Here is a 23,247-nt window from a genome sequence, read left to right on the forward strand (position 1 = left end):
TTATCTTAGTTAAACTTAAAAGCAGCTAAGAGTTTTGAAGTAAAATTTCGAATCACCAAGCGTTAGAATAGAGGTACCTGTGGATACTACTATGGAAGAAAACAAGGAAACATCCCAACATGTGTATGAGGATGAATACGTAATTTTAACTCAAAATAATGAGCTTTTCTTGAAAGGGGATGAGCAGGATGATCGCAAGAAGCTTTGCGAGGTAAGCCCCGATGATCTTGAGGACAAGCTTTCGGAGCTCAAAGATACTTTTTCCGAGCTTCAGTCAAAGATTGAGGAAACGCTTGCCGGTGATGTGACGCTTGAGGATCTAACAGTGCTTGAAAATGATATTGAAAGCAGTGTGGCTATTGGAGATTACAGCGCATTGAAAGAGCAGATCGAAGAGAAAAAATCGGAACTGACTGAAGATGGAACCGATGAGGTATCAGTTGAAGACGAGAAAGATGAGGATGAAGGATCTCCTGACTCAGAGGCTTCGGAGACTAAAACGGAAGAAGTTGAAGCACAAGAAGAGACAGCAGATGAAGAAGTAAAAGAAGCTGCTGACGAGGAGGTTGAAGAAGTCGAAGCGGAGCAGGATGATGGGGAAACAATTGAAGATGAGATCGAAGAACAGGAAGAAGTAGCTGATGAAGAGTCCTCAGATGAAGAAAGTCCGCTGGATTATTACAAGGAAATTGTAAGCAAGGCCCAAGAGCTGGCCAAGCAGAATGATTGGTCTTACGTTTCAGTAGAGCTCGATAATTTGAGTCACCGCTGGGCCGAAGGACCCGATACCGATGATGAGCAGGTGCAAAAGCTCTACAAAAAGTTCAACGATATTGTTGATGATTTCGAAGAGCGTAAGGAGCAGCATTATGCTGAGCTCGAAAAGAAAAAGCAGGAAAATCTCGAAACAAAGAAAGAACTCCTTAAGGAGTTTGAGGGTATCGTATCCAATGAGACCTGGACGGCGACACGCCGCGTAAATCAGATGAAAGGACAGTGGAAAAGTGCGGGTCCGCTACCCAATGGAAAAGGGGAGGAGCTTGATGAGCGTTTTGAAGAGCTGCTCGATACTTTTAACGATCATAAGGTAGACCGGCTGGTTCAGAAGCGTCAAAAAGAGGAAGATAACCTGATGCTCAAATTGACGGTTCTTGAAAAGATGGAAAATGTTGCGGAGTCGATGACCCATGAGACGGAAAATTGGGATGAGATTGAGGAAAAATTCGATGATTTGACTAAGCAGTGGAAGAAGATCGGTCGGGTACCAAAAGAAAAGTCAGACAAAGTATGGGATCGGTATAAGAGTGCACAGGATGAGTATTACGATCGGAAGTATAAATATGATCCTGATCACCAGAGTAAGGTAGATAAGTTTACTCACAAGAAAGAAAAGATTATTGAAGAGGCAGAAGCGCTGCTGGAAGAGGATGATCTGGCGACGGCTGCCCGAAAAATTAATAAGCTGCACCGGCGGTGGAAGAAGGTAGGGAACTTGCCGCAGCGTGCTGAGGATAAGTTATGGTCACGTTTTAAGTCGGCTACAGATGCCTTTAATGAGCGCAAGGCGAATAACCAGGATAAAATTCATGAGCAGGAAGAGGAGCATTACGAGCAGAAGCTGGAGCTTGTTGACAAAGCGAATGAGGTAAAGCATACCGATGATTTTGAGAAAGGACATTCGCAGATGCAGAGTTTTATGGATCGATGGAAGAAAATTGGTCCGGTGCCGCGTGATAAGTCAGAAAAGATATGGAAGCAGTTTAAGGGAGCGATGGATGAGTTTTATGATCGTCGTCGCGAGCATTTCAAAGAGGTTAAAGAAGAGCGCAAAGAAAACCTGGAAAAGAAGAAACAAATACTTGAAAAACTGCGCGAGCTGGGCAAGCATGATGACCCTATTGAGGCTGTGGATATTGCCAAGGGATTACAAGAAGAGTTTAAAAATGCAGGTTATGTACCCATCAAATACAAGGATAAGATGTGGAAGAAGTACCGTGAGGCCTGCGATGTGATTTATGATCGCATGCGTGCTGCTAAATCAGGGGATAAATTTGACCAAGAGTTGGCTAAAGCCGATTTGGATCCTGAGGACAGGAGCAAAATACAGGAGTTGCGCAAAAAGTATAACAAGGTTAAAAAAGAAGCCAAGCAATTAGAAAAAGAAGTTCTGCAGTACGAAGAGAAAAAAACTTACTTTAAACCTTCCAAAGGTGGAAATAGTTTACTCGATGAGGTTGAAAATAGAATTGAAGAAGTAGAGCAGAAATTAGAGAGCAGGCAGGAAAAGATGGAATCGCTAACTGAAAAAATGGACCAGATTCGAGAAGAGTCGGGCGATTAATTTCAGAATTTGCTTTTCTGTTTCGTTCCGTCATTTTTTGTGCCAATTATTATTGGACGACTACCGCTGTGCCGGGGATGCAGCTAATAGTATTAGTAGATGGGAGAAATATTTAAAAAATCTGCAGGTGATAGAATATTCATATAATGATAAGGTTTAATGGCAAAAACTAAGCAAGAGATAGCTGTAACTTTTTGGGGGGTTCGTGGTTCCACTCCCTGTGCTAACAAAGAAAATATGGAGTATGGGGGAAATACTACTTGCTTGGAAATTAACGTGCCGAGGACGGATGAGGTTTTAATTCTGGATAGCGGGACGGGCATACGTAATTTGGGTAATAAAATTATAGATCGGCCGGGTAAAATACGGGGGCGTATTTTTATTACTCATCCGCATTGGGATCACATCCAAGGCTTTCCTTTTTTTAAACCTATCTACGGTTCCAAAAATCATTTTAGTATTCACATGCCCGATCAGGGCAAAGAGGGCGGCTGCAAAGATATTTTAGATGGCCATCTTACTAAAACCTTCTTCCCCGTTACCCTGGATATGATTGATGCTAATTTGGAATATATAACTCAGCCTCCTGAGCGTTTGGAATATAAGGGTTACGATGTAGACTTTATGTTAGCCAATCATACTATTGAAACAGCCATTTATAAAATATTTATTGATGGAAAAGAGATTGTGTTTTGCCCGGATAACGAGTTGATCTTAAAAGAGTCAAAAAAATCGGATTATGATGTTAGGCTTGAAGCATTTTTAAACGGAGTAGATCTGCTGATACATGACGGGCAGTATAATCGCGAATCCTATAAGGAGAAAAAAGGATGGGGACATTCGGCCTGGGAGGATGTGGTTGAACTTGCCATTCGGTTAAATATTAAACGACTGTTTATCACTCATCACGATCCAGATTCTGATGATAAGCAACTTGGGGCACTCGATGACCATCTTGAAGAAGAGTATGGTTCTGCTTTTGAGGAGATAGGTCTGGCTAAGGAAGGTTATCAGATCAACCTGTAAAAACATATCCACAGATTTCTATCTGTGGAGGTTTGTTGCGAGGTAATTGGTATGGCCTCCCGAATGGATTTAAAATCTTTGACTTGTGATAATAGCGGTGATTAAAACATAGATTTCTCATTCGGTTACACTCCTTTTGAAATGACAACTGGGGCAATAATTATCCACTAAAAATTACTGTCCTCTCGAACGTAAGTGAGAGATTTTTGATTGAAGTGTTTTATTAGTATTAAGGAGTTCGTCCTTGGAGAAGGGGGACAGGAGGATTGAATCTAACTAGTTCAACCAGTTAATCTTCCTAACCTTCTTACTTGGTCCATAGCTCTTTTGTTGAACAGGATGAATTAAAAAGGGGATATATCCTTTTGCGGATATCCCCCTTTTGAAATTTATAAAGTAGAATTTCGTATTAGAAATAAAATCGAGCACCCAGCGTACCGTCGATATCAAAGTCGGTTGAGGGTGCAAGATTGAGAATGGGTGCGGCTTCGATAAATAAGCCTATAGGCGAATCTTCAAACAAGTAATTTATTCCGATAGGGAACCGTGCGCCGATGTGGGAATCGTTATCGCCCAACACCATACGCCCGCCAATACCATAGTATAAAGGCAAGCTACCCTGATCAACTTCGCTGAACACATTGTAGTTGTGCCATAGGTAGTCGGCCTGTAGGGTGATGGCATCATATCGTCCAAACGACCAGGCAACGCCTACATCAATAGCATTGCCGCCTCCCGTCCATGACTTTGCAGTTAGCCCCGTGGGTTCCCCAACCATAAAGCCAATACCCAGATTTTTGTCGGCGTCTTGTGCCTGACTAATAGTGTTTAATGATATTGTTAAAAGAACCGCTAATAGTACAACGGATAGTAGTTTTTTCATATATGAATTAATTATTTGAGATTTGTTCAAGATGCGATCCACCTTACTTAAAATGAAAATAGTAGAAATAGTTCCGAGAAAAATTTAAAGTTATGATTAGAATAATTCAGAAATTATGTGCGCACAATAACGAAATGAAAATATTGAAGAGGTGTTTTGATATTGCTTTTAATTCCTGCTATGCTCTTTCTGTAAAGAATATAAATTAAAGAGTTAACATTATGCTAATCTTAAGATTTGTATACTCATACTCGTGAGACAAGAGTATAATAAGTTGCTCAAGTTTTTTATATTAGCGACCGACTGAGGGCTGCTAAGTCAATTGTTTGTCTTCTGTTCTCAACGGTCTGTTATTTTACTTTTGCTCAAAATTATGTGCTCTCTAAAGACACATTCTAATCACTAATCTAAACGAACATATCTATCTGATTATGAAACGTTACTTAACTTTACTGGCAGCAATCTTTTTGCTTCCGGCGTTTATGTTCGCTCAAGGTACTACCTCGGGTTCTATTGAAGGAACTGTTGTAGATACTCAAGGCGAACCGCTACCGGGCGCAAATGTTGTAGCTATACATCAACCTACGGGTACTCGGTATGGTACCGCAACTCGACCAAACGGCCGCTATTCTTTTAATAGTGTACGTGTTGGTGGGCCTTATGAAATACAAGTTACATTCGTAGGGTTTAATCCGAACAAGAAAGAAATTTCTGAAGTACAGCTTAGCGAAACGGTAGAGGTCAATTTTACCCTGGAAGAAGGTGAGATGACACTCGATGAAATTTCTGTAGTTGCTCAAGCTGATGAAACCTTTAACCGTGACAGAACGGGTGCGGGTACAAACATCAGCAGTGAAGAAATTAGCGAGACACCTACGTTATCGCGTTCTCTCGGAGACTTTACTCGATTGACTCCCCAGGCTACCGGAGGCGGAAGTTTTGGTGGTGATAATGATCGTTACAATAATTTGCTTGTTGACGGTGCTACCTTGAATGATGTGTTCGGATTAGGTGAAGGGACACCCGGTAGTCAGGCAGGCGTAAGCTCTCCAATCAGTATTGATGCTATTGAAGAGTTTAACGTTGATATTGCTCCATTCGGAGTTACAAATAATAACTTTACCGGTGGACAAATTAATGCTATTACCAAAAGTGGTACCAACACACTAAAGGGAGGAGCCTATTATCAGGTTCGTAATGAGAGTTTTGTTGGTAACTATATAACAGAAGATGGAAATGTGTCTGAAGATGTTACCTCATTTGATGAGAAATATCTGGGTGTTAACCTCGGTGGTCCTATTATTAAAGATAAACTGTTTTTCTTTGTAAATGCTGAATTCAAAAGAGAAACAGCTCCTATTACTGGTGGCATACTTGGTAGTGGAGAGGATAACAGTTTTGATATACCTGGTTCTACATTTTCCGAGATTCAAAATATTGCTCAGAACCAATATGGATACAATCCTGGCTCATTCGGAAATACAATTGATCAGACACAGGATAATAACAAGATTCTTGCTAAGATTGATTGGAACATCAACCAAGATCACAAATTAACATTCCGATACAATCATGTAGATGCTACTGACGAAGAGGGGATTGGCCGTGGTTCTTCTTCATATAGCTTCTCTAATCGCCAGTATAACTTTAACAGTGCACAAAATTCTTTTGTTGCTGAGCTAAACAGTACTTTTGGAAATAATATGTCTAATACATTCCGCGCGGTATATACACGTATTCGTGATTCCCGAGATGTGGTTGCTCAGCGTTTTCCTGAAGTGAACATTAGTTTACCACTGCAAAATAATACGGGTGATTTTGGAAGTATTAGTATGGGTATTGATCGATTCTCACAAGCGAATGCACTTGATCAGGATCTGATCGAAATTACGGATAATTTTACGTACATTCGTGGAGATCACGAATTTACGATCGGTACCAGCAACCAGATCTTTAAGTTCCGAAACCTTTTTGTTCAGGATGATTTTGGTTCTTATACATTTTGGAGTGTTGATGGTTTCAGAGATGGAAACCCTGTAGAATATAACTACAGTTACCTTTTAGAAGGTGGTAATCGAGCGGCAGAATTTAATGCCATTCAGCTGGGTGGTTATGTACAGGATAAGTGGACCGTACAACCTAACTTGAAGCTGACATTTGGCTTGCGTGCGGATGTGCCCATTATGCCGGATGATCCTACGTATAATCCGGATGTACCCGATGCATTTCCTGGATTTAGTACAGACCGTGTTGCCAGTGGAAATATTCTCTGGTCACCGCGCTTCGGCTTTAACTGGGCGCCTGAAACCGGTGAGTATACTACGCAAATTCGTGGTGGTGCAGGGATCTTTTCCGGAACACCTCCTTTTGTTTGGATATCAAACCAGTATAGTAATACAGGAGCAGATTACGGACGTGTAGATGCATTTCAAGGTCCTTGGGCTGGTGGACTCGGAAATGGGTTCTTTAGTCCCGATCCCGATGAACAGCCCAAACCTGGTGGAAATAATAGTTTAAGTCCTGTTAATACTACAGAGGTTAACTTAATTGAAGAGGATTTTAAATATCCTCAAGCAGCTAAATTTAATCTTGCTGTAGATCAAGATCTGCCTTACGGTGTGACAGCAACCTTGGAAGGGATTTATTCTAAGTCTATTAATGCTGTGGTTTATCGAAATATTAACATCGAACAGCAAGGGACATCTGCTTATGGACGTCCCATTTATGGTGATATCTTTTATAATTCACAGTACGATAATGCTTCAGGTGATCCTAATCGTGTTGATTCGCGTTTTACTAATGCATTGGTTCTGGATAACACGAATAAGGGATATAATTACAGTATTACTGCTGAGTTGAAGAAACAGTTTGACTGGGGCTTGCGGGCAAATGTCTCGTACACCTATAATCGTGCTGAAAGTGTAAATAACGGAACGTCCAGTCGCGCGATATCCAACTGGCAATATAATGAGAACAAAGACGTCAATAATCCTCGAATCGGTACGGCCGATTTTGAGCGCCGTCATCGCATTCTTGCCAACGTTGGCTATACCTTCTCATGGGCAGAACGTATGCGTACGACCATTTCAGTTATCTTTGACGGTCGATCCGGGACACCATTTAGCTGGATATACAGCGGTGATGCCAACGGAGATAGTCAGTTTGCTAACGACTTGATGTATGTGCCGGAGTCTGCTGACGAAGTTGTTATTACAGATAATGGAAGTGGTGATTGGAATGATTTGAATGACTGGATTGCCAGTGAGTCTTCACTGAATGAGTATCGCGGTGAAGTCGTACCTCGTGGAACCGCGCGCGAGCCATGGACAAACTTCCTTGATTTCCGAATCAACCAGGAAATTGAGACATTCAGCGGCCAAAAGCTTGAAATAACAGCGAGCATGTTTAACGTGCTTAACTTCTTAAACGAAGATTGGGGACTGCGTGAAGGTGTAAGCTTTAACAATTACTCGGCTGTTAATATTGAAGGATATGTGGACCAAGCCTTCATCAATGGAAGAGGATCTCAGTATAATCTTTCCAGTGATGATATTGGGAAGCCAATTATCAACTTCAGCCCAGATAATGTGACAGATGATGAGATCTATAATACTTTTAATCTAAGTTCTCGTTGGCAAATGCAGATTGGTCTTCGTTACTCATTCTAACGAATTGCCAATAGTTTGATTTTCAAAGGGTAGTCCATTCGGGCTGCCCTTTTTTATTTTAAATCATTTCACAGAAAAGTGGTGAGATGGGTTAAATAATATAATATCTTGGGGGTATAGCGATTTTCCCGAAATCCAATGTTCAATGAATTTTTTACACAGCTTATGAAACGACGTGCACTTACAATTTTACTATTGATAGTATCTGTTGGTTTTATAGGATGTAGTAACCAGCAGCAATCCCATCCCCCAAAAACATTATTGATTTCATTCGATGGTTTTGGGCATGATTACCTACAAAAAACAGCCACTCCCCATTTTGATTCACTTATTGCTGGGGGTGTTCAGGCTGAAGGGTTGATTCCCGTTTTTCCCAGCAAAACCTTTCCCAACCACTATTCTATTGCAACAGGGTTATATCCCGAGAATACCGGATTTGTTAATAACACCATGTACGACCCCAAGTGGGAGGAGTGGTATCGCATTAGTGATCGCGAAGCTGTAGAAGATGGCAGGTGGTATGGCGGAGAACCGATCTGGAATACGCTCGAAAAGCAGGGCATTAAAACCGGAACCATGTTCTGGGTAGGTTCCGAAGCCGATATCCAAGGCATGCGACCCACCCACTGGAAAACCTATGACGATGATATGCCCGGCAAAGCGCGTATCGATACCGTAATGAAGTGGATGACCGATTCGGGTGATCAGACTGTAGATTTTGCCACACTCTATTACAGTGATGTTGATACCAAGGGACATCGTTATGGTACCGACTCCGATTCGGTAAAGCAGGCTATCGAGCGTGCTGATCGGCTCATGGGATACCTGAAAGATCAAATGATGGCGAACGACCTCTGGTCGAATACGAATATCATTATTGTTTCTGACCACGGTATGGTTGACTTATCCGCAGATAAGCTTATCCGTCTCGATCAAATTATTGATATGGATGATCTGGAACGCGTTAACTGGGGTCCCATGACCGGGATTCAGCCCAAAGAGGGAGAAAAAGAGGAGGTGTATCAGGCATTAAAATCTGCCGAAGAAAACTACCGCGTGTATAAAAAAGAGGATCTTCCTGAGCGTTATCATCTAAAAAATCACCGGCGCGTAGAGGATATTATTATGGTAGCCGATTTGGGCTATACGATCCTGGATGAGGATTACCAGGATGAGTTTATAGAATCGTTGCCTCGTGCTACTCATGGCTATGACAATAATAAAAAAGCGATGCAGGCCTTTTTTATCGCTCACGGACCTGATTTTAAAGAGGGCGAAAAGGTTGGGGCCTTTCAAAATATTCATATTTATGAACTCATTAATCATCTGATGGATACCGAACCGGCTCCAAGTGATGGTTCGATCGATAGTGTGAAAGTGTTATTAAAATAATTTACACTGTAAGGACACGGTGCACCGTGTCCTTACTTAATTTTACTATAAGCCCAAAATTAAGAGTCCATCTAAATTAGTTTTAGGTAGCATAAAACGTTGCATCTATCCCCAGAAGCCGTGATATTTAGTCCAATTTTGTAAACACCAAAGAATTTTTGAAATCCAATGGCATACGTAGTAACAGAACCATGCATCAACTGCAAATACACCAACTGCGCAGCGGTTTGTCCGGTTGATGCTTTTCGGGAAGGGCCAAACTTTCTTACCATCGATCCGATCGAATGTATTGATTGCGATGCATGCGTGGCAGAATGTCCTGTTGAAGCCATATATCCCGATGACGAAGTGCCCATGGAGTGGGAACATTATATTGATCTTAACGAGCGGCTGGCCGAAGAATGGGCTGATCATGTTATCAATCAGACTAAAGAAGATTTACCGGATGCCGATGAGTGGGCAGAAGTAGAAGATAAGCGCGAACATCTTGAAGAAACCTGGGATTAACTCTTGGTGATTAGGTGATGAAGTAATTAAGGAAATAATCTAATCACCTATTTACCTAATCACATTTATAAGTTTGATGAACAAGAATAATCCTGAGAAACAATCCATTTCCGTTCGAGATAGGACGCTTGACCTTTCTTCTCCCAAGATAATGGGAATTCTCAATGCCACGCCCGACTCCTTTTCTGATGGAGGTAATTTTAATGAAGTGGAAGCAGCGCTGGGTCGCATTGGACTCATGATTTCCCAGGGTGCTCATATTATAGATGTAGGTGGAGAATCAACCCGGCCGGGTTCCGAACCTGTTACCGAGCAGCAAGAACTCGATCGGGTGGTGCCGATTCTCAAAAAAGCCATTTCACAATTTCCGGATACCTTTTTTTCGATTGATACCACCAAATATCGGGTGGCCGAGGAAGCCCTTAAACTTGGGACTCATTTTGTTAATGATGTGAGCGGACTCCAAAAAGAACCTCGCTTTTTGGATTTATGTGTACAGCATAATGCAGGATATGTGATGATGCATTCGCAGGGAAATCCCAAAACAATGCAAAAAGATCCTGCTTACGATGATGTGGTTACGGATATCAAACAGTATCTAAAAAAACGTATTGATGAAGCCAAAGAGAGGGGACTGAATAATATTATTATCGATCCCGGTATCGGTTTTGGCAAAACACTGGATCATAATCTCAAACTGATTGCCGACCTCAAAGAGTTTCAGGATCTGGGATGTCCCATTTTAATAGGGGCTTCTCGCAAATCAATGATCGGTCAAATACTCAACGATCGACCGGTTGATGATCGTCTTACAGGCACCATAGCCGTTCATTACCATGCTATGCTCAACGGAGCTAACATCATTCGTGTGCACGACGTCAAAGAAGCACACGATTCCCTTCAGGTATTCAACGCTATTACATCTGTGGAATAGATGTTTGCTGCTTATTGGGTGGAATCCGCGTTAGATATGAACTCCATCAGGCTGCATGTAATCCTGAATTTATTTCAGGATCTGGATTTAATAGTGTAGGAGGGGTTGAGATTCTGAAACAAGTTCAGACTGCCACTAAATTACTGTTCTCGTTACGTAGCCCCGCTGCGTAACGTATTAGTACTTGCTGATGGAGTCCACTTTTAAAGTGTACTCTATCAGAGTAAAGAGCTAAACCACATCCCATACAAAACTTCGCCAAATAATACTTATATTCCGTTAAACAATATCCAGAAAAACGAGGTACACCGTTGATCCCCATTGGCTTCCTTGAATTTGGCGTCCGGGACTTCGTCGAGGTCCTGATTATCACCATGGTGCTGTTCTACCTATACCGGTGGATCCGCGGCACATTTGCCATTCAAGCTGCCGTAGGTCTTGTTTTTATCATCATAATCAATGCGGCCGTCAGCGCATTGGGGCTTACCACCATCAACTTTATACTTCGCGGTATTTTGGATGTGGGGATATTAGCAGTATTTATCATTTTCCAGCCCGAAATACGAAAGTTGCTCTATAGCCTGGGACAAAATACGAATCTCGACCGCTTTTTTGTGCGTTCCAATCCCAATACCGTTATCGATGAAGTCGTCGATGCCGTTCGGGATATGGCTCATACCAAAACCGGGGCGTTAATTGTGTTTGCACGCAGTTCAACGCTGCAAGACTTGGTCGACGTCGGGGTAAAACTGGATGCAAAAGTAAATAGTGAGCTTTTAAAAACTATTTTCAACAAACACACCCCCCTGCATGATGGGGCCATAGTGATCCGCAACAACCGGATTGTAGCCGCAAGTTGTTACCTGCCTATCTCACAGAATCAAAATATTTCATCCGTATTTGGAACGCGTCACCGTGCAGCAGTAGGTATTACCGAAACCAATAATGTTTTTGTTGTAGTAGTATCCGAAGAATCAGGACGTATCTCCATCGCAAAAAATGGTTCGCTTACCAGCGGGTTGACTATTCAGAAGCTTCGCAGTGAAATGGAAGAAGCACTCGGTGAAGAAGATATTGATGAGGATGATGTAGCCTTTTCATCGGCCCAAAGCGAACTGAAACTGAGTTAACATTAAGTCGAGATGTCATTCCGAAATCTTGCTCTTTCAACCCCAAGAGGCACAAAGTGATCGAGTCTACTTCGATGTAGATTCCATTATATAAGCTTATAATCTTGTTACGTAGCTCCGCTGCGTAACGTAACAGGAGATTACTTAAAGAGAATTAAAATACAGATTCAACAACTCTTGAGCAGCTTTAAAAGAACTCATCTCTCCATTTAATACCTTTTTTTCAATTTGCTTCTGTTTCTTTTTTACGGCGGGATTATCATAAAAATGTTCCGTTAGTCGACTGGTGATGGTATCGTACATCCAGTGTTTGGCTTGCCGGTTCCGGTTGTCTTCAAAATAACCGTTCTCTTTCGTTAGCTGAATATACTCCTGAATAGTTTTCCAGATATCCGGAATACCCTTATCTGTTAATGCCGAACAAGTAGTAACTTTAGGTTTCCATCCCGATTTTGTTTCGGGATACAGGTGCAGCGCATTTTTGTATTCTCGCACGGCCTGACTGACTGCCTTTTCACTGGCTTCGTCAACTTTGTTTATTGCAATGGTATCGGCCATCTCCATGATACCGCGCTTGATGCCTTGCAGCTCATCCCCGGCCCCGGCCAGCATCAGCAGTAAAAAGAAATCAACCATTGAATGTACCGCTGTTTCCGATTGTCCCACGCCCACCGTTTCGATAAAAATGGTATCGAAGCCGGCAGCTTCGCATAGATAAATGGTCTCACGTGTTTTACGGGCAACGCCCCCAAGAGAGCCGCCCGTAGGAGAGGGGCGAATAAAGGCATTTTCATTATTGGCAAGTGTTTCCATACGGGTTTTATCACCGAGAATACTGCCCTTCGTGCGCGTGCTGCTGGGATCAATGGCTAACACCGCTAATTTATTCCCTCGATCAATGATGTGATTTCCGAGCGATTCAATAAAGGTGCTTTTTCCCACACCGGGCACGCCGGTAATTCCTATCCGTATAGAATTGCCAGTATCCGGTAAGCATTGTTCTATGATATCTTGTGCCAGCTGCCGGTGTTCTGTCTTGGTGCTTTCTATGAGCGTGATAGCACGGCTTAGAATGGTTCGATTACCTGATTTGATGCCATCGACATACTCTTCCAGCGAAAGAGACGAACCTTTATTTTTGAAACGTTCTAACCCCTCCGTATTGATGGCGCTGTTCTGTTCAACGCCTTTGTTTACCGAAAGAGAAGAGTTGTTATTTTTGTTTTTGTCAGGCATAAAGAGTTTTGAAGCAACACCCATCCCTTCGACCTAAAATCCATGTCGAAGTACTTCCCTCAAGGGAAGATAAAATAATCCCTCCTTGAGGAGGGTGGCTCCGATTGATTGTTATCGGAGACGGGAGGTGTTGTTTGTATTAAGAATTAAGTTTAATCCAGTGTTCAATTTCTCGAAGTACAGAATTAATATCCTGTTTTATTTCCTTATTATCGAATCTAAGAAAATGCACTCCATAAGATTCAATTTTTTTTCTGCCGTTCTAAATCATTGATGCTGAGCTCTGGATGTTTATGGACTCTGCCATCAACTTCTATTGCTAATAGTAATTCATGGCAATAGAAATCTACAATATATTCAAGCAACGGAATCTGTCTGTGAAATTGATAGTCTAAGCTTTTTCTTCGGATTCTTTGCCATAACAGAACTTCCCCATGAGTCATACTCTTTCTGAGTTCCCGAGCTAACTCTTTTAGTTCAGGATTATATGGGATTATTCTGTTTTGAGGCATGATTCCAAAATTATAACCCCAATTCCTTTGACATAAAATCATCCCTCCTTGAGGAGGGTGCCTGAATTTGGAAAAATTCAGGTGGGAGGTGTTAAATTATTCCTGAGCATCAATCAGGATTTCCAAAATCTGTTGTGCGGCCAGAGAAATAACGGTGCCTGGACCAAAAATTCCGACAACACCCTTATCATATAAATACTCATAATCTTGTTCCGGAACTACGCCGCCGACAATCACCATAATGTCATCGCGACCCAGTTCTTCGAGTTTATCAAGTACCTGTGGAACCAGCGTTTTGTGTCCTCCGGCCAGGCTCGAAACCCCCAAAATATGCACATCGTTTTCGGCGGCTTGTCGGGCAGCTTCTTCTGGAGTCTGGAATAACGGACCAATATCCACATCAAAACCCAGATCGGCGAAACTGGTGGAGATTACTTTGGCACCGCGATCGTGGCCGTCTTGCCCCATTTTTGCAACCATGATACGAGGACGTCGTCCCGCGAGCTCGGCAAATTCATCCGCCAGCTGCTGAGCCTTTTTAAAGTTCTCGTCTTTATCTATTTCTGAAGAATACACACCTGATATTGATCTAACGGTTGCGGTATAACGTCCAAACGCTTTCTCCATCGCATCGGAGATTTCACCCAGTGTTGCTCGCTTGCGAGCTGCTTTAACTGCCATATCAAGCAAGTTACCATCTCCCGATTCTGCTACTTGTGTAATGGCGTTAAGCGCTGATTGTACTTCTTCTTCGTTGCGTTCTGCTCGCAGCTTTTTAAGTCGGTCTAACTGCGTTTTACGGACTTTCTCGTTATCAACTTCAAGAATGTCAATCGGCTCTTCTTTGTCAAGCTGATATTTATTAACGCCTACAATCGTTTCTTTGCCCGAGTCGATGCGCGCCTGTTTTTTAGCAGCGGCTTCCTCGATCCGCATTTTGGGGACCCCTGTTTCAATAGCTTTAGCCATACCGCCGAGATCTTCGACTTCTTCGATCAGCTCCCAGGCCCGACGTGCAATGCGATCGGTCAGGTATTCAACATAGTACGAACCTGCCCAAGGATCTACGGCTTTGGTGATGCCGGTTTCTTCCTGCAGGTAGGTCTGTGTATTGCGGGCTACACGGGAGGAAAAATCGGATGGCAAGGCAATAGCTTCGTCGAGGGCATTCGTATGCATCGATTGTGTGTGTCCGAGTGCCGCAGCCATAGCTTCAATAGTGGTACGCGCTACGTTGTTGTAGGGATCTTGTTTGGTAAGGCTCCATCCCGAGGTTTGGCTGTGCGTACGTAGTGACATCGACTTGGGATTTTCCGGATCAAATTGTTTAACCAGCTTGGCCCAGAGCATGCGGGCAGCTCGCATCTTGGCGATCTCCATAAAGTGATTCATCCCAATAGCCCAGAAAAACGAGATGCGGGGAGCAAAATCATCGACGTCGAGTCCGGCTTCAATGCCAGTGCGCAAATACTCGAGTCCATCAGCCAGGGTATAAGCCAGCTCGATATCACAGGTAGCGCCGGCCTCCTGCATGTGATACCCCGATACTGAAATAGAATTGAACTTTGGCATGTGTTGGGAGGTGTACTCAAAGATATCACCCACGATGCGCATCGACGGTTTGGGCGGATAGATATACGTATTACGCACCATAAATTCTTTAAGGATGTCATTTTGGATAGTGCCCGCCAGCTTTTCTTTGGATACGCCTTGTTCCTCGGCTGTTACGATATAAAACGCCATAATCGGAATAACCGCTCCATTCATGGTCATTGAGACTGACATCTCATCGAGCGGGATCTGGTCGAAAAGTACTTTCATATCGAGGATGGAGTCGATGGCCACGCCTGCTTTTCCAACATCGCCGGATACCCGTGGGTGATCGGAGTCGTAGCCGCGATGTGTAGCCAAATCAAAGGCAACAGAAAGTCCTTTTTGTCCCTGAGCCAGCGCCTTGCGATAAAATTCGTTGGATTCTTCAGCAGTTGAGAATCCGGCGTACTGGCGAATAGTCCACGGACGAAAGCAGTACATGGTGGAGTACGGTCCTCGCAGGTACGGCGGAATTCCAGCTGCGTAATCGAGATGCTCAAGGTTTTCGATATCTGATTGCTTGAACTGTGGCTTTACCGGAATTTGCTCGGCTGTTTCCCACGACTCGTTATCGGTTGTTCTTTTATCGGTAGAAATCGAAGAGCTCAACTCTATGTCAGAAAAATCAGGTCTCATAGTTAATTAGGATTTAGGAATTAAGAATTACGCATTGTTGAATTCCTAATTCCTAATTTTAATTCTCAATTATATTCAGCTTTTGTTGAAATCGGGTTAGTGTCTGAAGCACATTGCATTTCGAGTAAATAAATTCATCAATGCCAGCCTCTTTGTACGTTTCTACATCTTGTTCCGGGTATCCAGCGAGTACTAAAATCGGTGGATTGTCTAACGTTGAAACTGCATCTGCTATAGCCGGAACGAGGTCTTTGTATTCCTTATCCGAACTGCAAATTACAGCAATATCAGGTTGCTGTTTTTTTATCGTATTAATGGCTTCATCCACATCCTCAAAACCAATGGGATCTTTAATGTTATAACCGGCACAGCCGAAAAAGTTGGACGAAAAGGTCGCACGTCCCTTGCGCCACTTTTTATTGCCCAGCGGTAGATTTAAAACTTTGGGCGTAAACTTGTGATTTTCGGTTGCCAGACGCAGCTCTTCAAATGCTTGGGGTCCTCGATAAGGAGCCACGGTTCGATATTTTTGCTTTCCAAAATCAAAGAGATTGTCGATCACATCGGCGATATTAGCTTCCTGTGAAAAAGCATCAGAGAGGAATTCTATGAGGTTTTCAGCATCACTTTCAATATTAATATCTTCCGATTCGCGCAGTGCTACCGTTTGTTTTGTTTTTCCAATGTCATCGCTCATGCTTTCATCAGCGTTGGTGTACTGATTCGTACCTACAAACGTGCGTCCCCGTTTGGCAATGGCCTGATTGCGTTGCTTCTGTGATTGCTGAATAGCTGATTGTACGGTACCATTTTCGAGAGCTTTAAACAGACCGCCTTCTGCTTCAACATCCTGAAAAATTGTCCAGGCTTTTTCAGCAATTTTTTCTGTTAATTTTTCGAGGTAATAGGAGCCAGCAGCTGGATCCTCAACTTTATCAAGATAGGCTTCTTCACTTAAAATTATTTGCTGATTGCGAGCAATGCGCTGTGAAAACTCATTAGGCTGACGGAAATGTTCGTCAAATGGCATTACTGTTAAAGAATCGCAACCCGCAATAGCGCCGGCCATGCCTTCAGTGGAGGTGCGCAGCATATTGGTATATGGATCGTAGAGCGTTTTATTCCAGCGGGAGGTTTCTCCATGCAAATAGGCAGTATTCCCTTCCGGATCTGCACCATAAGCTTCAATAAGATTCTTCCAAAGAAGACGGGCTGCGCGGAACTTGGCAATTTCCAGAAAGTAGTTTGAACCGATCGAAAAGCAAAATGATAATGACTGCGCGGCATCATCAATATTGATGTCGTCATCGGTTAGTATTGCTAAATATTCTGATGCGGAAGCCATTGCATATCCCAATTCCTGTACAATGGTAGCCCCGCTGTTGTGATAAAATCGACCGTCAACCCCCAGCGGTCGAATAGCCGGTATATTCTTCGCCATAAATTGTGTTACATCACAGATATCACGTTTAATATCTTCTCTGTCTTTTGGATATTGGCCGTGTTGAAGCAGGTAGACAAACGGATCATAGCTAAAAGTGGCCCGAACTTTTTTGGGATCGAGGCTTTGGTTTTGAATTTCATCCCAAAGCATACCCAGCAGGGCGGGTGAAGCTAAGCCTGTATCAAAATGGAGGGAGGTATTTTCCAGGGAGATTTCATTCAAAAGTGCTGTAAAATCGGATTGATTTTGAACGGGTAACCCCTGGATATCACCGCCAATCATCCCTTCGGTACGTCGAATGGTTATTTGGAACTGTAGGGCATCGGCGCCGCGCTCGAGTGCATTCCGAGCCGCTTCATTGGCTTGGGAGATATTATTCTCAAAAATGGGTTCGCATATTTCCCAGCTGTTAGCCTCAGTGTTGGTATATGATTTTGGAAGTGGAGTTGATCGGTCGAGGTCGGATAAATCCTCACGCCGGTAAAATGGCAGTGGCTCGACACCTTCACCAGTTTGCCATTTGAGCTTTTCTTTATAGTCGGCCCCCTTTAAATCCTGATTAATGACTTTTTCCCATTCTTCGGTGGAAATGGGAGGAAATTCTTCAAAAAGAGATTGCTTGGTAGAGTCAGAGTTGTTCATAGTACGAATTTCGTCTTGAGTATAACTCTTGAAAATAATGAGCTTGCCGTTACTTTACTAACATTGTATTTAAGCATTAAATTTGGAATTACTTTTGGGCCGATATTTTGATTCTGAATCACTATATTAAGAACGAAATTTAGAAACCAATTAAATATTAAAAGGTTATTCCATGGAAAATATAGATCAACAAATGCCCCCATTGACAACGCTAACCGAAGATGAAAAGATGCTGCAGGAGGCGGCACGAGATTTTGCTGAGAGCGCGATTAAGCCCAAAGTGCAGGAGATGGATGAGAAGGCAAAACTGGATCCGGACCTGATACAGCAGTTTTTTGATATGGGATTGATGGGAGTTGAAATTCCTGAAAGTCACAGTGGAGGCGGCGGATCGTTTTTCATGTCGATTGTAGCGATTGAACAAATTTCTCGTGTGGATGCTTCGGCGGGAGTGTTTATGGACGTGCAGAATACGCTGGTAAACAATGCTTTTTTAAATTTTGGAAGTGATGATGTTAAGGAGCGCTATCTGCCGAAGTTGGCGACTGAGAAGGTGGGTGCCTACTGTCTGTCGGAAGCCGGCTCGGGTAGTGATGCTTTTGCATTAAAGACTTCGGCCAAAGAAAAGGACGATCATTATGTATTAAATGGTTCGAAGATGTGGATTACTAATGCCAATGAGGCAGATATATTTTTAGTGTTTGCAACATTAGATCCTGATGCGGGATATAAGGGGATTACGGCATTTATTGTTGAGCGCGATTTTGAAGGCTTTTCGGTATCCAAAAAAGAAAACAAGTTGGGAATTCGAGCCAGTTCTACCTGTGAAATTTTATTAGAGGACTGTAAAGTTCCTAAAGAAAATGTGTTGGGCGAAGTTGGAAAAGGGTATAAGGTTGCAATGGAAACGCTGAACGAAGGCCGTATTGGCATTGGAGCACAGATGATTGGCATTGCCCAGGGTGCGCTTGATGCTACGTTGGGGTACACCCAGGAGCGCGAACAGTTTGGCCAGGCAATTTCAGACTTCCAGGGCGTGCAGTTCCAGCTGGCAAAGATGGCTACGGATATTGAAACAGCCCGATTGCTGGTGTATAATGCTGCACGGATGAAAGAGAACGGCGACAATTTTCTGAAAGAGGCGGCTATGGCCAAGTACCATGCATCCGAAGTTGCAGAAAATGTAACCTCTCAAGCTGTTGATCTGTTTGGCGGATATGGCTATGTGAAAGAGTATCCTGTTGAAAAATATTACCGTGATGCGAAGATCGGAAAGATTTATGAGGGGACTTCCAATATGCAGTTGAATACTATTGCCAAGCTTTTGCTGAAGTAAACCATGAGATTTATAGCAATTACCAGACCTTGGGAAGTTAGCTACTTCCTAAGGTTTTTTTATGAGCAATAATAAAGTCAATTTATTTTAATGTTGAACTACTTTTTAGCTAAAATTATTTAAGAAAAATTGAATTTATGGGAATGATTCGGATTTGAATTGTTGTTGATGAAAAGTATTAAAAGCAAGGTTGGCAAATAAATCGCCCATTATCATCTATTAAACCAGGACTAAGTAAACTTTTTAATATGGAATCACCAGATATTAATGCACTGAAAAAATGGTGCAAAGATGAAGAATCATTTGAAAAGGTTAAATCAGTTGTAGAAGACATTGTCGAAGAAGGCAATGAGTTGGGAAAAAGGTTAAACCTTCTTGAATCGGCCATACGCAGCGATTACGATTCCATATTAATTACAGAGTTAAATCTTGAAAAGCCGGGCCCTAAAATTGTATATGTGAATGACGGTTTCTGTGAGATGACGGGCTATTCCAAAGAGGAAGTTATTGGTAAGACTCCACGCATTCTGCAAGGACCAAAAACCGACCGCGAAGTGTTAGATAGATTGAAGCGCCGATTAAAAGAGGGACGATCCTTTTTTGGTCAGGCTATTAATTACCGGAAAGATGGTTCCGAATTTGTTAACCAGTGGGATATTCACCCCCTTACTGACAAGGAAGGCAATGTAACGCACTGGGTTTCGTATCAGCACGATATAACGGAACGCAAGCGTGCCGAGGAGCAACTTGTTGATCAAAAAGTAGAGTTTGACAGATTACGCGAGGAATCAAAGCGCACTGTTGTCGATGTTGATGTGCAGGGTAATATTGTGATGGCAAACAAGGCGTTCCGCGAACTTGTTGGCTATGGCAAGGATGAACTAAAACAGATTAAAATTTGGGATCTGTTTCCTGATAAATATATGAGTTCAATAAAGGGGCGTTTTGACAAAGAAGATGAGGATGTGTATTTCAATAATGAGGAATTTAAGGGTATTATTAATCACAAGAACGGATTTCCTATTCAAGTTAAAGGAACTACGTCGATATTAGATCTTAAAGATCAAAAGTTGATACGTGCAGAGATCGAAAATATATCACTTAAAAAGCGTATTATGGATACCCTGAAAAAGCGAAATAAAGACTTTGGACGGGTGGTACGCAGGGCCTCAGAATTTTCTTATAAAGTAGAGCTTAAAAATGAAAAACCTGTTTTTAAAACAGTCTCGGAAGAATTTTCGAAGATAACGGGTCTTTCGGCTGAAGCCGTTATCGGAAAGGCCGATGCCGGGAATTTTATCCATCAAGACGATCTCGATAAGTATAACGCTCACCTACAAAAAGTTTTTGAGGGAAAAGATTCTACCTGTGAATACCGTATCAAAAATAAAGAGGGTGAATTCGTTGAAGTCTTGGATTATGGCAAGCCAGGATGGGATGAGGAGAACAAAGAGGTGGTAACCGTATGTTGTGCGGTTTCGGTTGATCCAGCCTACGAGAAGACAAAAGTATAACCTTATATTCTCTGTAGTTATTTGTATTTTTATGGTGTTGCAGATAACTATAAATATCGAATAATGGCTGATATTCACGAAATACAACGGCAAATTATTAACGAGTTTAAAGCTTTAAGCGACTGGACTGAGCGCTATAAGCATATCATAAAACAAGGCCAAGAGTTAGAGCCATTAGATGAGGAGCATAAAGTTGAAGAAAACTTGGTGCGTGGATGTCAATCCCAGGTTTGGCTGCATACTCGGCTTGATGACGACAAGGTTATTTTTGAGGCTGATAGTGATGCTGCGATTACAAAAGGTCTTGTCGCGCTGATGGTTCGTTTTTATTCTGGTCAGACGCCCGAAACTATCATAAGTACTGACCCTACCTTTATCAAAAAGATCGGTATGGAACAGCATTTATCGCCCACCCGCTCAAATGGTTTGGCCTCGATGGTTAAGCAAATGAAAATTTATGCTATGGCTTATAAAACCAAGATGCAAAAAGAACAGACAAAGGCTTAAACTCCCTGTTTTATTAGTTTCTTTTAATATCGTACTATAGCTATATTAGTTTTATTATTGTTAAGTGTTCGTCTGTTGGAATTTTTATAAATAGCTACTATACCGAATGTCTTCATTATCGAGTATTACAAAGATGGCTTTTGCCAGAGATCTGGTGCAAGACAAAATTGATCAGATACATAGGACCGGCATTATTGTAATGCACCATGTGTCGTTTTCGCTGGCGGCAGTAGCTATTCTATTCTTAATTGCTTTTCGTTTAAACGAATCTATCTCGCTTTCGTGGTTTTTTACAAGCATTAGCGTAGCTTTTGTGCTGATTCCTGTTTTGGCACGTAAAGGATTTGAAAATACGGCCAAGTTTCTTCTATTAGCCTATATAAATGTTTGTATACTTATTCTGAGCTCTGTTTTTGGTAAAGAAATGTTAATACAGGCTTTTTATCTTCCCGCCTGTGGTTTGGCTATTCTGCTATTCGATAAAGACCATCAGCAATTGCGCAACATTGGTATAGGTATGGCTGTAGCATGCTATGTTGTGCTCGACTATGTGATTTTTGATCAGATTTATCTCACCGCTGATGAAGGTGTTATTATAAAATGGAGTATTCTGGGAGCGGCATTTATAACCACTTGGCTTACATTTAACAAATTTTCGGAATCAAAAGAATTAGCTGAAGAAGAAACTCAAAAACTACTTAAAAAAACACAATCTCTTAATGAGGAACTGTTAGAAAAGAAGCAGCAGTTAGAAAATAATGTAGAAGAGCTTGAAAAGGCGAAGCAAAAAGTGGAGCAGGGGTCGAAAGCGAAGTCCGAGTTTCTATCAACGATGAGCCACGAAATTCGCACCCCAATGAATGCGATTATTGGAATGACGAATTTATTAGTGAAAGATAATCCGCGCGAAGATCAGCTTGAGCAGCTTGAGATCCTGGACTTCTCGGCTAAAACTTTGCTTTCGCTTATCAATGATGTTCTTGACTTCTCGAAAATTGAATCAGGAAAAATCGAGTTTGAAAATGTAGCATTTAATTTAGAGAATTTGCTAAATGGCGTTTTGGAGAGTTTCCGTTTTACAGCCGAAAAGAAAGATGTACCACTGTATCTGGATTTGGATGAAGATTTACCGAAAACTATTGCAGGTGATCCTAATCGTCTGACACAAATTCTGAATAATCTCGTTAGCAACGCAGTCAAATTTACTGAAGAAGGGAGCGTTGGGATTATTGTAGAGCTAAAAGAGCGTAGGGATGACCAATTAAGAATCTTGTTTACTATCACTGATACTGGTATTGGGATATCGGAAGATAAACAGGAGGAAATTTTCAAAAGTTTTACTCAGGAGCGCAACGAAACCTCTCGCGTTTTTGGCGGAACAGGGCTGGGACTAACCATCAGCAAGAAATTGGTTGACCTACAAGGGGGTAGTATTGATTTGGAGAGTGAAAAGGGGAAAGGTAGTACGTTTTATGTAGAAATCCCTTTTAAAACTGAAGAACATGCTGATGAACAGCGATCCAGCTTGCGGAAGCATGAGGAAGAAATGCCGGATTCGCTGCAGGGAACAAAAGTAATGTTGGTTGAAGATAATGCCATCAACCAAAAAGTAATGGTACGATTCCTTGAAAAGTGGAATATAGAAGTTGTACTTGCCGAAGATGGAAGCCAGGCAGTTGAAAAAATGAAAGAAATTTCGTCTATCAATTTAGTATTGATGGATCTTCAGATGCCAGAAATGGATGGCTATGAGGCAACGCAGAAAATCCGAGAGCTGGACGATAAATTTAAATCCAATGTACCCATCATTGCCCTTACGGCAGCAGCCTTAAAAGAGGTTAAGGAAAAAGTTTTTGCTTCGGGAATGAATGACTTCTTAACGAAACCTTTTGATCCTCCTGTACTTCAGAAAAAGCTGGAGTTCTATATTTTAGATAAAACGTAGA

The 23,247-nt window shown here is 42.1% G+C and carries 17 protein-coding genes; 11 read left to right on the forward strand and 6 right to left on the reverse strand.

What is annotated here, in order from left to right:
• Positions 1-79: 79 nt before the first annotated feature.
• Positions 80-2,341 carry a DUF349 domain-containing protein gene (locus tag ACQ4LT_RS01780; RefSeq protein ID WP_445664285.1) on the forward strand — a complete coding sequence of 754 codons (2,262 nt, stop codon included), beginning with the start codon at positions 80-82 and terminating at the stop codon, positions 2,339-2,341.
• 159 nt (positions 2,342-2,500) lie between these two features.
• Positions 2,501-3,367: an MBL fold metallo-hydrolase gene (locus ACQ4LT_RS01785; RefSeq protein ID WP_445664286.1), complete on the forward strand. Its 867-nt coding sequence runs from the start codon at positions 2,501-2,503 to the stop codon at positions 3,365-3,367.
• A gap of 409 nt (positions 3,368-3,776) precedes the next feature.
• Here ACQ4LT_RS01785 and ACQ4LT_RS01790 read toward each other — a convergent pair whose 3' ends face one another.
• A complete protein-coding gene (locus ACQ4LT_RS01790) occupies positions 3,777-4,250 on the reverse strand; it encodes a hypothetical protein (protein ID WP_445664287.1) in 474 nt (157 codons plus the stop codon).
• A 431-nt stretch (positions 4,251-4,681) separates the two neighbouring features.
• On the opposite strand from ACQ4LT_RS01790, the gene ACQ4LT_RS01795 reads away from it, so the two are divergent.
• From ACQ4LT_RS01795 to cdaA, 5 genes are all read left to right on the forward strand, one after another.
• Positions 4,682-7,918: a TonB-dependent receptor gene (locus tag ACQ4LT_RS01795; RefSeq protein ID WP_445664288.1), complete on the forward strand. Its 3,237-nt coding sequence runs from the start codon at positions 4,682-4,684 to the stop codon at positions 7,916-7,918.
• A 165-nt stretch (positions 7,919-8,083) separates the two neighbouring features.
• On the forward strand, positions 8,084-9,310 hold the full coding sequence (locus ACQ4LT_RS01800; RefSeq protein WP_445664289.1) for an alkaline phosphatase family protein: 1,227 nt from the start codon (positions 8,084-8,086) through the stop codon (positions 9,308-9,310).
• Between the two features lie 168 nt (positions 9,311-9,478).
• Positions 9,479-9,817, forward strand: a complete 339-nt coding sequence (locus ACQ4LT_RS01805) for a DUF3470 domain-containing protein (protein ID WP_445664290.1) — start codon at positions 9,479-9,481, stop codon at positions 9,815-9,817.
• A gap of 76 nt (positions 9,818-9,893) precedes the next feature.
• Positions 9,894-10,751: a dihydropteroate synthase gene (gene folP / locus ACQ4LT_RS01810; protein ID WP_445664291.1), complete on the forward strand. Its 858-nt coding sequence runs from the start codon at positions 9,894-9,896 to the stop codon at positions 10,749-10,751.
• A 311-nt stretch (positions 10,752-11,062) separates the two neighbouring features.
• Entirely contained in the window at positions 11,063-11,881 is an 819-nt protein-coding gene (gene cdaA, locus ACQ4LT_RS01815) for a diadenylate cyclase CdaA (protein WP_445664292.1), read from the forward strand.
• Between the two features lie 144 nt (positions 11,882-12,025).
• Here cdaA and meaB read toward each other — a convergent pair whose 3' ends face one another.
• The 5 genes from meaB to ACQ4LT_RS01840 form a co-directional block, all read right to left on the reverse strand.
• Positions 12,026-13,117, reverse strand: coding sequence for a methylmalonyl Co-A mutase-associated GTPase MeaB (gene meaB, locus ACQ4LT_RS01820; protein WP_445664293.1), 1,092 nt, complete (start codon positions 13,115-13,117; stop codon positions 12,026-12,028).
• 139 nt (positions 13,118-13,256) lie between these two features.
• Positions 13,257-13,349 carry a hypothetical protein gene (locus ACQ4LT_RS01825; protein ID WP_445664294.1) on the reverse strand — a complete coding sequence of 31 codons (93 nt, stop codon included), beginning with the start codon at positions 13,347-13,349 and terminating at the stop codon, positions 13,257-13,259.
• A gap of 10 nt (positions 13,350-13,359) precedes the next feature.
• Positions 13,360-13,671: an endonuclease domain-containing protein gene (locus ACQ4LT_RS01830; RefSeq protein ID WP_445664295.1), complete on the reverse strand. Its 312-nt coding sequence runs from the start codon at positions 13,669-13,671 to the stop codon at positions 13,360-13,362.
• Positions 13,672-13,725: 54 nt separating this feature from the next.
• On the reverse strand, positions 13,726-15,858 hold the full coding sequence (gene scpA, locus ACQ4LT_RS01835) for a methylmalonyl-CoA mutase (RefSeq protein WP_445664296.1): 2,133 nt from the start codon (positions 15,856-15,858) through the stop codon (positions 13,726-13,728).
• Positions 15,859-15,916: 58 nt separating this feature from the next.
• Positions 15,917-17,944 (reverse strand): methylmalonyl-CoA mutase family protein, encoded by a 2,028-nt coding sequence (locus ACQ4LT_RS01840; RefSeq protein ID WP_445664297.1) that lies wholly within the window; start codon positions 17,942-17,944, stop codon positions 15,917-15,919.
• Between the two features lie 172 nt (positions 17,945-18,116).
• Here ACQ4LT_RS01840 and ACQ4LT_RS01845 point away from each other — a divergent pair, with 172 nt between their 5' ends.
• The 4 genes from ACQ4LT_RS01845 to ACQ4LT_RS01860 all read left to right on the forward strand — a co-directional run bounded on the left by ACQ4LT_RS01845 (position 18,117) and on the right by ACQ4LT_RS01860 (position 23,246).
• Complete coding sequence (locus tag ACQ4LT_RS01845) at positions 18,117-19,280, forward strand: acyl-CoA dehydrogenase (RefSeq protein WP_445664298.1); 1,164 nt, start codon at positions 18,117-18,119, stop codon at positions 19,278-19,280.
• A 248-nt stretch (positions 19,281-19,528) separates the two neighbouring features.
• Entirely contained in the window at positions 19,529-20,794 is a 1,266-nt protein-coding gene (locus ACQ4LT_RS01850; protein WP_445664299.1) for a PAS domain-containing protein, read from the forward strand.
• 63 nt (positions 20,795-20,857) lie between these two features.
• Positions 20,858-21,301, forward strand: a complete 444-nt coding sequence (locus ACQ4LT_RS01855) for a SufE family protein (RefSeq protein ID WP_445664300.1) — start codon at positions 20,858-20,860, stop codon at positions 21,299-21,301.
• Positions 21,302-21,407: 106 nt separating this feature from the next.
• Positions 21,408-23,246 carry an ATP-binding protein gene (locus tag ACQ4LT_RS01860; RefSeq protein ID WP_445664301.1) on the forward strand — a complete coding sequence of 613 codons (1,839 nt, stop codon included), beginning with the start codon at positions 21,408-21,410 and terminating at the stop codon, positions 23,244-23,246.
• Position 23,247: the final 1 nt, after the last annotated feature.

It is taken from the genome of Fodinibius sp. AD559 (genome assembly GCF_052712805.1).